Genomic DNA, 13,067 nt, shown 5'->3' on the forward strand with positions numbered 1-13,067 from the left:
GACGCAAAGCAGGGCTTCCGAGATTTAGGATCATCAATAAACTCGCTGGGCCTGTTGGGAGATATTTAGCGAACGGCAATGCTTCGCGCGGGAACGCCTGCCCATATCTCATGTGGGTCGATGCAGTGAGTGACAACAGCGCCGGCAGCGATAACCGCGCCATCTCCGATAGTTACTCCGTCGAGTATGGTCACGTTGCACCCTATCCAGACATCGCGACCGATCGTGACGCCGCCCTTGCTTGGCGCGAAACCCTGTTCGCGGATGGGGCGCGTGCGATCGGTGATTGCGTGGTTGGCGGGGACGATGCTGACACCTGCTGCTATCAATGTGTCATCGCCTATCGTGATGCCGTTCCCGCTATACAGCACGCAATGCGGGTTAATATTCACTCGGTCCCCGATAACGATATCGCCGGAACCTCCGACGCAGCGGATTACGACAAATTCGAAGATATTGCTGTTCGCTCCGATAACGATCCGGGTCCCTCTCACCGAAGGGAATATCCTCGCATCCTCGCTAACCCAGGCGGATTCATGAATCGAAAGAGAGTCACTCATGAATTGATCCATTCCGTGAAAGCCGTCTGAAAAGGGCGGGGCACGATTCCAAGCTCGCTAGTCATCCGGGCAATTTCGATATTCGGGAAACGCGTACCAGGATCATCGCTTGCAAACGTGACGGGAGTTCCGAGGGCACCTTCAATTAGTGTGGCGATTTGGGCGTTGGTCGTATTTACTCCGCTAGCAACGTTTATAAGACGACTTTTCGCGTGCGAGGGAAATCGGACGAGTGCGCCGATGACGTCGGACAATGCTACATAATCCTTCGCGGTTGCTGCGCCGGAGCGAATGATTGCACGCCCGTCGCGCTGTGCCTCAAGCAATACGGAGTCTAGAAAGTTGTCGCTGCCCGCGTTCGGCCCGAAAACGTTCGATAATCGCGCGACTCTCACGGTTTCTCGCGAATCCGTCAGGCAGGCCGCTTCACCGGTCAATTTCGACAGATTGTATAAATCCGAGGGATCGTTTGGATCGACCGATAAGCTTGCGTCCTCACGCCCGGAAGAAACTTTTTGATAGACGCGCGTCGAAGACAGATAAGTAAGCGAGCTGAAATCGCATCGTGACAGCAATTCGTTGACCAAGCTAACATGTGCAACGACGGTATCGTACGGTCGGGTTCGAAAGTCGGCCGTTAGCCCAGCGCATTGATATACATCGCCAGCAACCCGCGGCAGGGGATCGCCACGATTTACCTCCATAACGTTCCGTCCGTCGTCCCGCAATCTACGGACAAGCGCGCTTCCAACGAAGCCCGCCGCCCCGATCACGACGGTCGGAACGGCGCTCACGCGGCCCCCAGAAGAGCATAATGCCGGTCGGCATCTGAAACGACGGATGGTATCGCCGGCCAGTCGATGCCCAGTGCGGGTTCGTCCCAGCGCACACCGGTTGCGGCACCGGGAACGTACGCGGCACCCATCAGGTAATGAACCTCGCTGTCCGGCTCCAACGTCATGAAGCCATGCGCAACACCGGTCGGCAGGTGAAGAACAGTGTCGCTCATGGGGGATAGCTCGAACGCCAGCCATTGGCGGTAGGCGGGCGAATCCGGTCGCATATCTACGGCCACGTCCCAGATGCTGCCGCGAGGGCATGAGACGATTTTCGGCTCGCCATGAGGTTCACGCTGATAGTGCAGCCCGCGCAATGTGTGTTGCGCGGTGTTCCGAGAGAGGTTTGCCTGAACCACGGTGAAGGGAAGTCCGGCCGCCGCCATTTCATCAGCGCAAAACGTGCGCGCGAATGCTCCGCGCGCGTCAGTCTTCACGTCCAGCCGGATCAGGACGACGCCTGGAATTCGGGTGGGCTCAAACCGCACCGGTCGCAACCTGGATATTTGGCACAGCGATTACAAAATCGCCGCCCCAGCCCGCAACTTCGAGCAACTGGCGCATCACCTCGTTCTTGATATTCCAAGGCAGGATCAGCACGTGATCGGGCTGCGCCGCGATCAAAGTGTCGACGGTCCGGACGGGGATGTGACTTCCCGGCAGCAGGGTATTCTGCTTCGCCGGGTTCCGATCCACGGCGAAATCGATGTCGGCGGCGGTCACGCCGCAATAGTTCAGCAAAGTATTGCCTTTTGCTGCGGCGCCATACGCTACCACGCGCTTGCCGGCTTCCTTCGCCGATGCGAGGAATTCCAACAGGCCCGACCGCACGGCGCGGACGCGTTCGTCGAATCCCTCGTAACCGGCTGGCCGATCCAGTCCGGCCGCGATCTCTTCGTCCAGCACCGATTGCACATTGGGCGTGATCGCGTGGGAACTATCCGGACGGGCCATGAATACGCGCAACGAACCACCATGCGTCGGCTGCTTCGTCACGTCGAAGATACGCAAGCCCTGCCGTTCGGCAATGGTCTTCACCGCCAGTAGCGACAGATAGGTGAAATGCTCGTGATAGATCGTGTCGAACTGAACCTGTTCGATGAGGTTCAGGAGATGCGGGAATTCGACGGTAAAGACACCCTCGGGCTTCACGATCTCGCGCACGCCGGCGACAAAATCGTTGATATCGGGGACATGCGCCAACACGTTCTTGGCGGCCAGCAAGTCCGCTGCCCAACCTTCCGCTACCATGCGGCGCGCGGTGGCTTCTCCGAAAAATGCGACTTCCGTCGGCACTCCCTTTGCGACGGCAGTTGCCGCAACGTTCGCAGCAGGCTCGATGCCCATCACCGGCACGCCCATCGCTACGAAGTATTGCAGCATGTATCCGTCGTTGCTCGCGATCTCCACGACGCGTGAATCCGCGTCCAACTCGAACCTTGCGGCCATATCCTCAGCGTAGCGTTTGCAATGGGCCAGCCAGCTTTCCGAGAAGGAAGAGAAATAGGCATAGTCCTTATCGAAGATGTCCTCCGCCGGCACCACGTCATCGACCTGAACCAGCAGGCAGACGTCGCACACGCGGGCGTGGAGCGGATAGATTGGTTCCGGCGCATCACCGCGATCGATCGGGATATAGCTGTTGGCCAGCGGCTGCATGCCCAAATCGACGAGCGTCCGCGAAAGTGGAGCGCCGCAGCCTTGGCAAGCCGGGAGTGTATCGGTCGTCATGCTAAAGCCTCGTACTGATCAATCTGCGCATCACAAAGCGCACGGGCGTCGCCCCCGGCGGCGAAATCCGAATACCAATGTGCAGTCCACGCAACCCCTGCGACGTCATCCAGCCGAGGCTGCCAGCCCAGCGTGCGCATCGCCAAGCCCGGATCGAGCGACAGCAATTTCATTTCGGGCGGATGGTCTCCGCTGGATCGTTGCCAAGCGCGCTGCAACTGCATCTCTGCGGTGATCGTATCGGCAACGGCCGCGACCGTCATTGGATTACCCGGAACTGGCCCGAAGTTCAGCGCACGCGGTGCGTTCGCGTTTTCGGCCAACGCCTGCGCGTAAAGCAGATAGCCGCGGATCGGCTCGAGAACGTGCTGCCACGGCCGCGTCGCGTCGGGATAGCGAAGTTCCAGCGGGCGCTCCGCCTTCATTGCACGCCAGATATCGGGGATCAGCCGGTCCGCTGACCAGTCGCCACCGCCGATCACGTTGCCGGCCCGCGCCGTCCCGACCGCGACGCCCGCTTTGTCGAAATAGGAGGCGGCATAGCTTCGCGTCACCAGTTCTGCCGCGGCCTTGGATGCGGAATAGGGATCGTGACCGCCAAGAGGATCGTCTTCGACGAAATCACGGCCGCTGTCATTATTGGCATAAACCTTATCCGTCGTGACGACGACGACCGCCTTCAATTCCCGGCATTCGCGCAGCGCATCAAGCAGGGAGGCCGTGCCCATCGTGTTGCTGGCGATCGTACCCAGCGGATCGGCGTAGCTGCGGCGCACAAGCGCCTGTGCCGCGAGATGCAGGACGATCTCGGGACGCGCAGTCTGAACCGCTCGCGCGACGCTATCGCGATCCGTGATGTCGGCGATCGTCTCGCTGGATACCAGGTTCCTTCCGAGAAGCGGCCACAAGGCAGGATCTGTTTCCGGTCCAAGCGCATAGCCGTGAACGTCGGCGCCGAGCCGCTTGAGCCACAAGGCGGCCCAGGCGCCCTTGAACCCGGTATGGCCGGTCAACAATATTCGGCGGCCTTGCCAGAACGTGGGATCGATCGATCCGTCGGATGTCACCATGTCTTCCAGGGCGGGCTGCCGCCAGCCCACAACTCCTCAAGCTGGCTGCGGTCGCGCAACGTATCCATCGGCTGCCAGAAGCCGTCGTGGAGGAAGGCGGCGAGTTGCCCGTCCGCTGCCAGTCCGGTCAGCGGCTCGGCTTCGAACGGCATCGCATCGTTCGTTACGCGGTCCAGGACTCTCGGTTCGAGCACGAAAAAACCGCCATTAATGCGTCCGCCGTCACCGGCCGGCTTTTCCTCAAAACGCAGCACGCGGTCGTTTTCGATCACGGTTGCCCCGTAACGGCCCGGGGGCCGGACGGCGGTGACCGTCGCGTCGAGCTCATGCGCCTTATGAAAGCCGACCAGCTTGCCGATATCGACATCGGACACACCGTCGCCATACGTCATGCAGAAAGGCTCATCTTCCGGCAACAGGTGACGGATGCGCTTCAACCGGCCGCCAGTCATCGTTTCGGCGCCGGTATCGACCAGTGTCACCTTCCACTTCGGCACGTCGTCGCCACGCGCGTAGGTGATCGACCCATCTGCAAGGTCGACCGTCAGATCGGAGCGATGCAGCACGAAGTTGGCGAAATATTCCTTGATGAAATATCCCTTGTAGCCGAGGCAGACGATGAAGTCGTCGAACCCGTGCCGAGCATACATCATCATGATGTGCCACAGGATGGGATTGCCGCCGATCTCCACCATTGGCTTCGGCCGAAGATGAGTCTCCTCGGAAAGCCGCGAGCCGAGCCCGCCTGCAAGAAGCACCACTTTCACGCGCCGTCTCCCGATTCAGCCTGGCGTCAGCGAACGCGCTTGACGAAGCATGACGGCCAGTACGTAACGCGTTCGGTCACGGTGCTTTCATTGAACAGCCACTCGGGCTCCTCGATCGCGAACCGGCTATCTTCTGCGACAAAATCGCGAGCGGCTTGCTGCGGGTTGTTGGTGCCCCAATCGTCCTGACTGCGCGGCGCGCCGACAACTTGCTGCATGATACCGTCGGTAGAGACGATGTAACTGCCGACCGGAACCATGTCGGCATAGGCGCGCAGTTCATCCAGCACGTGTGCGTAAGTGTGATTGGAATCGAGGATGACGAGCGCACGTTCCTGTCCGTCCATCAGGCCCCTAACCTGCTCGACGATCTCGGGTGCCGTCGACGATCCTTCGACGAGGTCGATGCGCTTGAACATCGGATGCGCCTCGATCGCGGTACGGTTGTGCGCGCGGATTTCGATATCGATGCCGATGACTCGGCCATGTCCCATCGCCTCGAAAAGCGAAGCGTAATAAATAAGAGACCCGCCGTGAGCGACGCCGGTCTCGATTACCACGTCGGGCTTCAACGTCCAGATGACTTCTTGAAGACGGACCATATCCTCCGGCAACTGGATGATCGGGCGACCCATCCAGGTAAATGAATAGACATGCTTGGCGTCCCAGCCGACCCGCAACCACGCGTCTGACGCAGCCTTGAAGCCTTCTGCACTGGCCATCGGGAAGGTCTCATCCCGTCCCGTGTCGTCCGTCACGGTAACGGTTGCGGCCTTCTCATCAATGATCGTCTTCATTTTCGCCCTTGCTCGATCAAGCGCGGCCGGATCGGCATGCGCCGGGGCCGCTTAGCAGGGGGAGAGCAGGAAACTCAACCCGCTCATAAGCCTATCGGTCCAGAGCGCGGCGAAGTGCCCGACCGTACTTACGGCGGAATCCAAGCGACGCGTGATTAACCGATGGGAACCCGGTTTTGCGGTCGATCACATCATGATCGACCCGACGATCAGACGTTAAGCTGATATGGCATCCAGTAGTTCGCGTTGTCGGCGTAGTTCAGCCACACGAATTGGATGAGAACGCAATAAGCGATCACTCCGAGCAAAACGGAAGGCAACGCTTTGTCATCCTGCCCGAAAATGTAAGGCAGCCGACAGTAAACGAAAAACTGTAACGGGATGAAGTATAGTGACATTCGATCAACGCCCGAAGATGCAGCCGATGCTGCCAACGCGGCGACCAGAAGGACTGACGCAAACGCCGATACGGTCCAAAAACTCTTTTGGAAATCGGGGACTACGAATTTCTCGCGCAAAATCAGGAAGAGTATGCCGGGGACAATGGTCATGGCCACTCTTATCGCCGCCCCTTTGGGAATCGTAGGTGCTGTTGACGTAATTGGTGATCAGTTCGTCGGAAGCATCCCGCAGCAGGATTACGAACACGGCGATGAACGCGAGCGCGCCTATCGCGCCGTATACGATATTGCGGCGGAGTACCGGTACAAGCAGCAGCGGAAGGATCAAAATCGCGGTTTTATGGAAAAGAGCTGCGAACGCAGACAAGAACACCAATCTCAGGATTTTGGTTTCCGATGCATCGGCCACGGCAAGACAGATCAGCCCGATAGCGGCAGCTTGTCTCGTATAACCCATCGCCACGACAATGACCAAATACGGTACGGCAATAAGCATCGCGAGTGACGGATTAGGCTGTTTCCAAGCCAATCGACCCACCCCGACCATGAAAATGGTAGCGCAAACGGTATTAACGAAACCGATTCCGAGGCCGAATTGCACGCCGAGCCAGTTGACCATCGCATAGCCCGGGTCCGTCGTGCCCAATGCTTCCGGAAGCGCGAGGAAATAGATATCCTCGTACATGCGCTGATAGGCACCCCAGTCGCCGCCGACTTCGAGGCGTAGACCGATCATCAAGGTGGTGAGAACGCATGCTGCAATAAAAAATATCGGTTGCAGCGTCTGGTTGGATCGCCTTTCAGCCTGAACCGCACCTACGGCCCATAGCGCGAACAGCAGCCAGTAAGGTAACAAACACAGCTCCTGTCGAGATCGGCCGGCCCGACAAGCCGGATAGGCAGGCGACGATATAGCCCTCGTCACGGCGGGGTCCAGCGCATAAAGCGCGGGGCGGTGGTGGTCGCCGATGGAGCCGTATGCGCAAGACAATCGTTCTGTCGATCAACTCGAGTTGGAACCTCGTCAATTTTCGAAGCAATTTGATCGCCCGCCTCCTTAGCGAGGGGTTCGACATCGTTGCGATCTCTCCGAACGATGCACATGTCACGGCGCTCGCCGCACTTGGCGTGCGGCACGTTCCGATCGACGTGGATCCGAAGGGTGTGTCTCCCGTGGGCGATCTCACGCTAGCGCTTCAATACTGGCGGATACTCCGGCGCTTGCAACCGGTCGCGTTTCTCGGCTGGACGATCAAGCCGAACGTATACGGGTCGCTGGCGGCCCATGTGCTTGGCATTCCGGTGATCAACAACATATCCGGGCTCGGAACCGCATTCATCAAGGTCAACCTTTTGACGCGGATCGTGCGGCGATTGTATCGGACCGCTCTGTCGCGATCGACGACGGTGTTTTTCCAGAACCGCGAGGACCGCGATCTGTTCGTCGGCCAGCGTCTGGTGCCGGCTGCAATCACGAAGCTGCTGCCCGGTTCCGGGATCGACCTTGCGCAATTCAAACCCGCTGCGGTCAGCGCCAATCCCGAGCATCAGCCGTTGGTGTTCCTGATGGTCGCACGTTTGTTGCGCGACAAGGGTGTGATCGAATTCGTAGAGGCGGCAAGGATCGTCCGGACAACGCACCCGGATGTGGAGTTCCATCTGCTTGGGTTTCTGGACGTCGAGAATCGCACTGCGATCAGCCGGTCCGAAGTCGAGCGCTGGGAAGCGGAAGGCGTCGTGCGCTATCTTGGGGCCGCGTCGGACGTACGGCCGCATCTGGCCCGAGCGACAGCGGTGGTGCTGCCGTCGTACCGCGAGGGGATGCCGCGGTCGTTGCTGGAAGCGGCGGCAATGGCCCGGCCGTTGATCGCGACGGACGTGCCCGGTTGCACAGAGATTGCGCGCGCAGGGGAGAATGCGATCCTGTGCCGCGTGCGGGATGCGGAATCGCTGGCGGAGGCTATGTTGTCGATGGTTTCGCTGACGCATGCCGAACGGGAGGAGATGGGCGCGCGGGGGCGGGCGATCGCGGAGCGGGAATTCGACGTATCCGTGGTCGAGGCGCGCTATCTCGATGCGATCGCCCGGGCAGGCATTTCAATCACAGATTCAGATGTCTAGCGGTCGATTTGGCCGAGCGAGGACGAGCATAGGGGCGGGCGCCTGCGATCAATGCGACGCAGGCCGCGAACACGGCGGATAGTGCCGCCGTGCGTAGCGGATAGTCTACGAAACTGTGCAACAACATCGCCGTTACGGCGATTACCGCAGCCTGAGCGAACGGATCCCGGTCTTCCGCGGCCCAGATGGCACGCGCGCGACGCATTCCCCAGTACAGGAATGCAGCAATGAGAGCCAATCCGGGCAGCCCGGTCTCGAGCAGCAGTTCGAGCCAGTCACTATGCGCGTGGTTCATGAACGTGCCGGTCACAGACCCGAGCGGTTCCTGGGTATGATAAATAGATTGGAACGAGCCGAGACCAGATCCGATCGGGAAGTATTCGAGCGCAGCTTTGAAGGTCAATGCGAACGATGTCTGGCGGGATTGCTCGACATTGGCGGTCTGGTGACCGAACAGATTGTTGCCGAACGGACCCACCGCGATCAGCAGTATGGCCGCCGCCGATGCGACGATCGTTCCGATCAACAGAGTGCGGCGCAAGGCCGGTTTTTGCCGCCCGAACGTCAGCCAGGTCCCGAGCGCGACCGGAACGGAAAGACCGATGCCCGCGAGCGACGAGTTGATCAGCAATCCGACGAAGGTCACCGCATAAAGCGCACCGACAAGAAACCGGGCTGCGGAAGCATTGCGCGCCGACCCGCTGCGCCGGAGCAACGTCGCCTGGAGCGCGGCCAGGAATGGAATGCACACCAGCAGCAAGGTGGCATTGTGATTGCTGTTGGCAAAGAAGCCAACCGCCACGCCAAAATTCGTCACTTCATAGAAGTACGCGCTTTCTCCACCGATCACCTGCAACGCGCCGACGGTGACCGCGAGCAGCGTCACCGCGACGATCACGGTTGCGACCCAGCGAGCCCGAAAGGCACCGAGTGCGATGATGCAGAGGAATACGGCAAAGGCCGGCAACAGCCATAACAGGCTGTAGACGCTGTTGTGCGGCGCGAGCGACAGCGGCAGCCAGGGCAGGGGAACGCCGATAAGCGCATACCCTTCGGCAACCGGGCCGCGGCCGGGCAAGAGCGTCCACAGGGCCGGCGGAAGCGGTATGAGTTGCAGCAACGCGGCCCCGACGAGCAGGCCGAGCAGGATCACGGCACTGCGCAATTGTGGTGCCGGACCCGTCTGGAGCAACTGCCAGACTGCCCAGCCGATCAGCGGCAGTGCGATGATTTGCAAGACAAGATTGGCGACTAGCCCCGCCGCACTCGCTCCACCCAGCACGAGGCAGAGCAGAAGATAGGCGGGAACGAGCCCGTGGCGCACGGTCATGCGGTTCATCGCGTGGCTCCTGCGGCGCGCAGATCGAGATCGCGCAGCGTCAGCGTGATCGGTGCGGGAAACTCTCCGCCGCTTCCGGTCAGGGTCAATTGCTGCGCAGGACAGCCGGATGGAACGGTGAACGCGGCGGCAATGCGATTGGGCGTGCCGGTCGCGGTGGCGGCGACGTTGAGCAGTTCCGCCTTGCCGCCGGTCACGCACTTCAGTGTCCATGCGAGTGACGGACCGGTACCGGTCTTGCTACCCTCTACGGTGAAGGCGAGACGATACGCACCGGGCGCGAGCACGAGCAACTGGCTCGCCAGATCGCCATTCTCGCGACCGTAATAATTGATCGACAGCGCGCCATCGCGCATGTCCGCGGCACCCAAACTTCCCGCAATAAGCGTCCAGTTGAACGGTGCCGAAGCCGGAACTTCCTTAAACCCGGCATCGAAGATCGGCGCGGCGGCCTGTGCGGCGGGGACGCGATAGATCGTCTGCCACACCGATCGCGCGGTCGCGAAACGCTGCTCTTCGATAAGACGGTTGACGAGTGTAGGGCCCCAATTACCCTCATTGCCGGCGTCGCGGCGCGCAGCAGCACTGGCAAGGGCGAAGATGGTGGCGGGCGCCGTCGGGGACTTGGCAAGCGTGGTCAGCACGGCCCGCTCCAATGCGGGATCAGTCTGTAGCGTGCGGCGGACCGCGACGCTTGTTTCAGGATCGAGACTCATCTGGGCCAACGCCGTGGCGATGGCACCCTGCGCGGGGCCGACCAATCGCGATGCGACCGAGAATTGTGCTGCAGCATCGGCGTATCGACCGGTGCGAAGATACCGATCGAGCAGCAAGAGATGAACGAGGGACTCGCGCGGATCGAGCCGTTGTCCGGCCTCCAGCGTTTTGACCGCACGTTGCGGCTGCTCGTCGAGCAATTGCTGGTGGCCGAGGATGACGAATGCACGCGCATCCAGCGGAGCATCCTGTGCAGCGCGGCGGACAGCGGCGAGCGTTTCGGGCGGCAGGATTCCGCGCTGCCTGACCAAAGCCACCGTTGCCCGGGTCAATACGATATTGGGATCCTGCGGGGCCAGGGTCGCCAAAGCCGGGGTCGCGGGCGGAAGCAAGCGCACCATCGCCGATCGAACGCATGCCCAGGTAATCGCGATACCGATGACTGCAATGATCAGCGCGGTCACCAACCCACGCGCGCGCGACGGCACGTTACTCCTCATGCGACGTGTTCAACATGATCCGGCGCTTCTTGTCGTTGCTGTCCGCAACGTAACGATACTCGGTGTTCTTTTGGCCGTAGCCATAGCCGTAACCGTAGCCGTACGACGCCTGCGCCTGATAGCGGGTAAGGATCGCGCCTATGACGTGCGCACCGGCAGTGCGCAGGCGGTTTTGCGCCTCGACCACTGCGCGGGTGCGCGTGCGCCCAGATCCGACGACCATCAGCGTTGCCTGCACCATCGTCGACAGCAACGGCGAGTCGGCAAGGCCAAGGATCGGCGGGCCGTCGATCACAACATGATCGAACGTCGCGGCCGCGTCCGCCAACAGCGACGCGAAACGCGCGGAGGCGATAAGTTCCGGCGGGCTTGGAGGCACGGTGCCGGCGGGCATGATCCACAAACCCTCGACCTCGGTCCGCAACACATGCTCGCTGAGCGAACTGGCGTTGGTCAGGATGTGCGACAGACCGACCTCATCCTTCCCGGTGACGAATGCAGGGCGACGCATGTCGGCGTCGATCAGCAACACCGTTTTGCCCAAACGTGTGAAGCTTTGCGCCAGCGCCCAGGCGGAGGTCGACTTGCCCTCGGCGGGTCGCGTGCTGGTCATCAACAAGGTCTTCGGCGCGCCGCCTTCCGCGACGAACTGCAACGCAGTCGCGGTCGAGAGATATGCCTCTGTCACCGGGGACAGCGTATCTTTCAGTTCCTCGATCGGCTTGGCCTGTTTTGCGTTCGGGATGCCGCCGAGGAAGGGCAATTGCATCTTGTCGCGCACGTCGTCCGGCGTCTTGATCGTATCGTTAATGAATTCCAGCGCGATCGCGGCGAGAATACCTGCGACGAGGCCCAAGGCAGCGCCGATGATCAGGTTGAGATACAGGTTCGGCGAGAAGGCCCCGCCCGGAACCTGACCGCGATCGACCACGGATGCCACGGCGGTGCCGATGCCGCTGGCGACACCGATTTCCTTGTAGCGCTGCAGCAGCGCGTCGTAGAGCGAGCGGTTCGTGTCCACGTCGCGTTGCAGGATCGTATACTGGATGCGACGGCCGCGCTGGTCGAGCACGGACGAGCTGAGCCCTGCCACCTGCGCGCGCAGGCGATTTTCCTCGCCTTGCGCCGCCTGATATTCCTGACGCAGCGTCCCTACGCGATCGCTTTTGGCGGTGCGCGTTTCGCTGATCACCGAGGATTTCAGCGCATCAATGCGCGCACGCAGCGCAACCATGTCAGGATAATCGGGGCGGAAGGTCTGCAGCTTCTGCTGATATTCCGCGTCCAAGGCGGCGATTTGCCCACGCAGCGGTGCCGCGTTTTCGCTGCCTTCCGTCGTCGCGCCGCCAAGCACTGCTTCGCGATACCGCTGTTCGGCCGCGATCCGCTTCGCTTGCGTCGTGGCAAGCGCGCCGTTGAGCGCGACGAGCGTGCTGCCCGTCAGCGAGTTTGTATCGCCGCCGGTCTCAGTGCTGCCGGTGGTGATCAGGCCCTGCTTTTGGGCATAGGCCGTCAGTTCGCGTTCCGACTTTTCAAGATCGCGGCGGGTGTTGACGATCTGGCGCTGGAGGAAATCGCGTGCATAGGACGACGAGGCGTACCGCCGCTCCAGATTGGTCGAGACATAGGCATCGGTGATGCCGTTGACGACGCGAGCCGCAAGCTGCGGATCCCGTGCGACGAAGTTGATGTCCACCAACTGGCTTTGCGGGCGCAGTTTGACCTTCGTACCGTTCTGCACGGCGTTCGCGGCTACTTTGGTATTAGCCGTGCGGTCGCCACTCTTTCCGGCGATTGTCGGATCGCTGGCGAGATTGAGATCCTGTGCCACGCGCTCGGCCAGCGCGCGGCTGTTGAGCAGGCCCAATTGCGTGCCGATGAAGTTCGTGTCGCGCATCGCCGACGTCTGACGGCCGCCTTTGCTTCCTTCGCCGGAGATAACTTCCACTTCTGGCGGCGTAAGTTCGATCGTCGCGGTCGACCGGTATTTCAGCGGCGTCAGCAACGTGACCAGCACGGCGCCCGCGACGCCCACGCCGATCGCGGCGAGGATCAACCAGCGCCATTCGACGAGCACCCGCCAGATCAGCGCCAGCGACAATTCGCGGCCGCCCTTGGCCGAGCCGTAGCTGCCGTAACCGGCGCCTGCGCTCGGAAGGGCCAGATCGCGCGATTGTTCGCGGCCGACCGTCAGATTCGTCGGGGCCGTCGGCCCGATGCTTGCCATG

Annotated in this window: 13 protein-coding genes; 1 reads left to right on the top strand and 12 read right to left on the bottom strand. The window is 61.1% G+C overall.

Features of this window, described 5'->3' with window-relative positions; translation table 11 throughout:
* Positions 1 to 65: 65 nt before the first annotated feature.
* From H5J25_RS21590 to H5J25_RS07490, 9 genes are all read right to left on the bottom strand, one after another.
* A complete protein-coding gene (locus H5J25_RS21590) occupies positions 66 to 572 on the bottom strand; it encodes an acyltransferase (protein ID WP_404829590.1) in 507 nt (168 codons plus the stop codon).
* Complete coding sequence (locus H5J25_RS07460) at positions 557 to 1,354, bottom strand: NAD-dependent epimerase/dehydratase family protein (RefSeq protein ID WP_404829591.1); 798 nt, start codon at positions 1,352 to 1,354, stop codon at positions 557 to 559. The genes H5J25_RS21590 and H5J25_RS07460 overlap by 16 nt, the downstream gene beginning before the upstream one ends.
* Entirely contained in the window at positions 1,351 to 1,884 is a 534-nt protein-coding gene (locus H5J25_RS07465) for a dTDP-4-dehydrorhamnose 3,5-epimerase family protein (RefSeq protein WP_202095390.1), read from the bottom strand. Before H5J25_RS07465 ends, H5J25_RS07460 begins: the two co-directional genes overlap by 4 nt.
* On the bottom strand, positions 1,874 to 3,127 hold the full coding sequence (locus H5J25_RS07470) for a class I SAM-dependent methyltransferase (RefSeq protein WP_202095391.1): 1,254 nt from the start codon (positions 3,125 to 3,127) through the stop codon (positions 1,874 to 1,876). Before H5J25_RS07470 ends, H5J25_RS07465 begins: the two co-directional genes overlap by 11 nt.
* Positions 3,124 to 4,197 carry a CDP-glucose 4,6-dehydratase gene (gene rfbG / locus H5J25_RS07475; protein ID WP_225883420.1) on the bottom strand — a complete coding sequence of 358 codons (1,074 nt, stop codon included), beginning with the start codon at positions 4,195 to 4,197 and terminating at the stop codon, positions 3,124 to 3,126. The genes H5J25_RS07470 and rfbG overlap by 4 nt, the downstream gene beginning before the upstream one ends.
* A complete protein-coding gene (rfbF, locus tag H5J25_RS07480; RefSeq protein WP_202095393.1) occupies positions 4,191 to 4,964 on the bottom strand; it encodes a glucose-1-phosphate cytidylyltransferase in 774 nt (257 codons plus the stop codon). Before rfbF ends, rfbG begins: the two co-directional genes overlap by 7 nt.
* A gap of 26 nt (positions 4,965 to 4,990) precedes the next feature.
* A complete protein-coding gene (locus H5J25_RS07485; RefSeq protein ID WP_202095394.1) occupies positions 4,991 to 5,761 on the bottom strand; it encodes a cephalosporin hydroxylase family protein in 771 nt (256 codons plus the stop codon).
* 209 nt (positions 5,762 to 5,970) lie between these two features.
* Positions 5,971 to 6,279 (bottom strand): EpsG family protein, encoded by a 309-nt coding sequence (locus H5J25_RS21595; RefSeq protein WP_404829592.1) that lies wholly within the window; start codon positions 6,277 to 6,279, stop codon positions 5,971 to 5,973.
* Positions 6,164 to 7,018, bottom strand: coding sequence for an EpsG family protein (locus H5J25_RS07490; RefSeq protein WP_202095395.1), 855 nt, complete (start codon positions 7,016 to 7,018; stop codon positions 6,164 to 6,166). Before H5J25_RS07490 ends, H5J25_RS21595 begins: the two co-directional genes overlap by 116 nt.
* Before the next feature lie 122 nt (positions 7,019 to 7,140).
* Between H5J25_RS07490 and H5J25_RS07495 the strand changes: the two genes are divergently transcribed.
* Positions 7,141 to 8,283, top strand: coding sequence for a glycosyltransferase family 4 protein (locus H5J25_RS07495; protein ID WP_202095396.1), 1,143 nt, complete (start codon positions 7,141 to 7,143; stop codon positions 8,281 to 8,283).
* Here H5J25_RS07495 and H5J25_RS07500 read toward each other — a convergent pair.
* From H5J25_RS07500 to H5J25_RS07510, 3 genes are read right to left on the bottom strand one after another with little or no spacing between them, the layout of a single operon-like run.
* Positions 8,264 to 9,622 (bottom strand): O-antigen ligase family protein, encoded by a 1,359-nt coding sequence (locus tag H5J25_RS07500; protein WP_225883421.1) that lies wholly within the window; start codon positions 9,620 to 9,622, stop codon positions 8,264 to 8,266. The two genes, H5J25_RS07495 and H5J25_RS07500, sit on opposite strands and share 20 nt — an antisense overlap.
* Entirely contained in the window at positions 9,619 to 10,839 is a 1,221-nt protein-coding gene (locus H5J25_RS07505; protein WP_202095397.1) for a tetratricopeptide repeat protein, read from the bottom strand. The genes H5J25_RS07500 and H5J25_RS07505 overlap by 4 nt, the downstream gene beginning before the upstream one ends.
* Positions 10,829 to 13,066: a GumC family protein gene (locus tag H5J25_RS07510; RefSeq protein WP_202095398.1), complete on the bottom strand. Its 2,238-nt coding sequence runs from the start codon at positions 13,064 to 13,066 to the stop codon at positions 10,829 to 10,831. Before H5J25_RS07510 ends, H5J25_RS07505 begins: the two co-directional genes overlap by 11 nt.
* Between the last annotated feature and the right edge of the window lies 1 nt (position 13,067).

It is taken from the genome of Sphingomonas aliaeris (assembly GCF_016743815.1).
Lineage (GTDB): Bacteria > Pseudomonadota > Alphaproteobacteria > Sphingomonadales > Sphingomonadaceae > Sphingomonas > Sphingomonas aliaeris.

Excerpts from the sequence above, each read along its gene's own strand:
- H5J25_RS21590 (WP_404829590.1), bottom strand. The coding sequence starts at position 572 with ATGGATCAATTCATGAGTGACTCTCTTTCGATTCATGAATCCGCCTGG.
- H5J25_RS07470 (WP_202095391.1), bottom strand. The coding sequence starts at position 3,127 with ATGACGACCGATACACTCCCGGCTTGCCAAGGCTGCGGCGCTCCACTT.
- rfbG (WP_225883420.1), bottom strand. The coding sequence starts at position 4,197 with ATGGTGACATCCGACGGATCGATCGATCCCACGTTCTGGCAAGGCCGC.
- H5J25_RS07485 (WP_202095394.1), bottom strand. The coding sequence starts at position 5,761 with ATGAAGACGATCATTGATGAGAAGGCCGCAACCGTTACCGTGACGGAC.
- H5J25_RS07495 (WP_202095396.1), top strand. The coding sequence starts at position 7,141 with ATGCGCAAGACAATCGTTCTGTCGATCAACTCGAGTTGGAACCTCGTC.
- H5J25_RS07500 (WP_225883421.1), bottom strand. The coding sequence starts at position 9,622 with ATGAACCGCATGACCGTGCGCCACGGGCTCGTTCCCGCCTATCTTCTG.
- H5J25_RS07505 (WP_202095397.1), bottom strand. The coding sequence starts at position 10,839 with ATGAGGAGTAACGTGCCGTCGCGCGCGCGTGGGTTGGTGACCGCGCTG.
- H5J25_RS07510 (WP_202095398.1), bottom strand. The coding sequence starts at position 13,066 with ATGGCAAGCATCGGGCCGACGGCCCCGACGAATCTGACGGTCGGCCGC.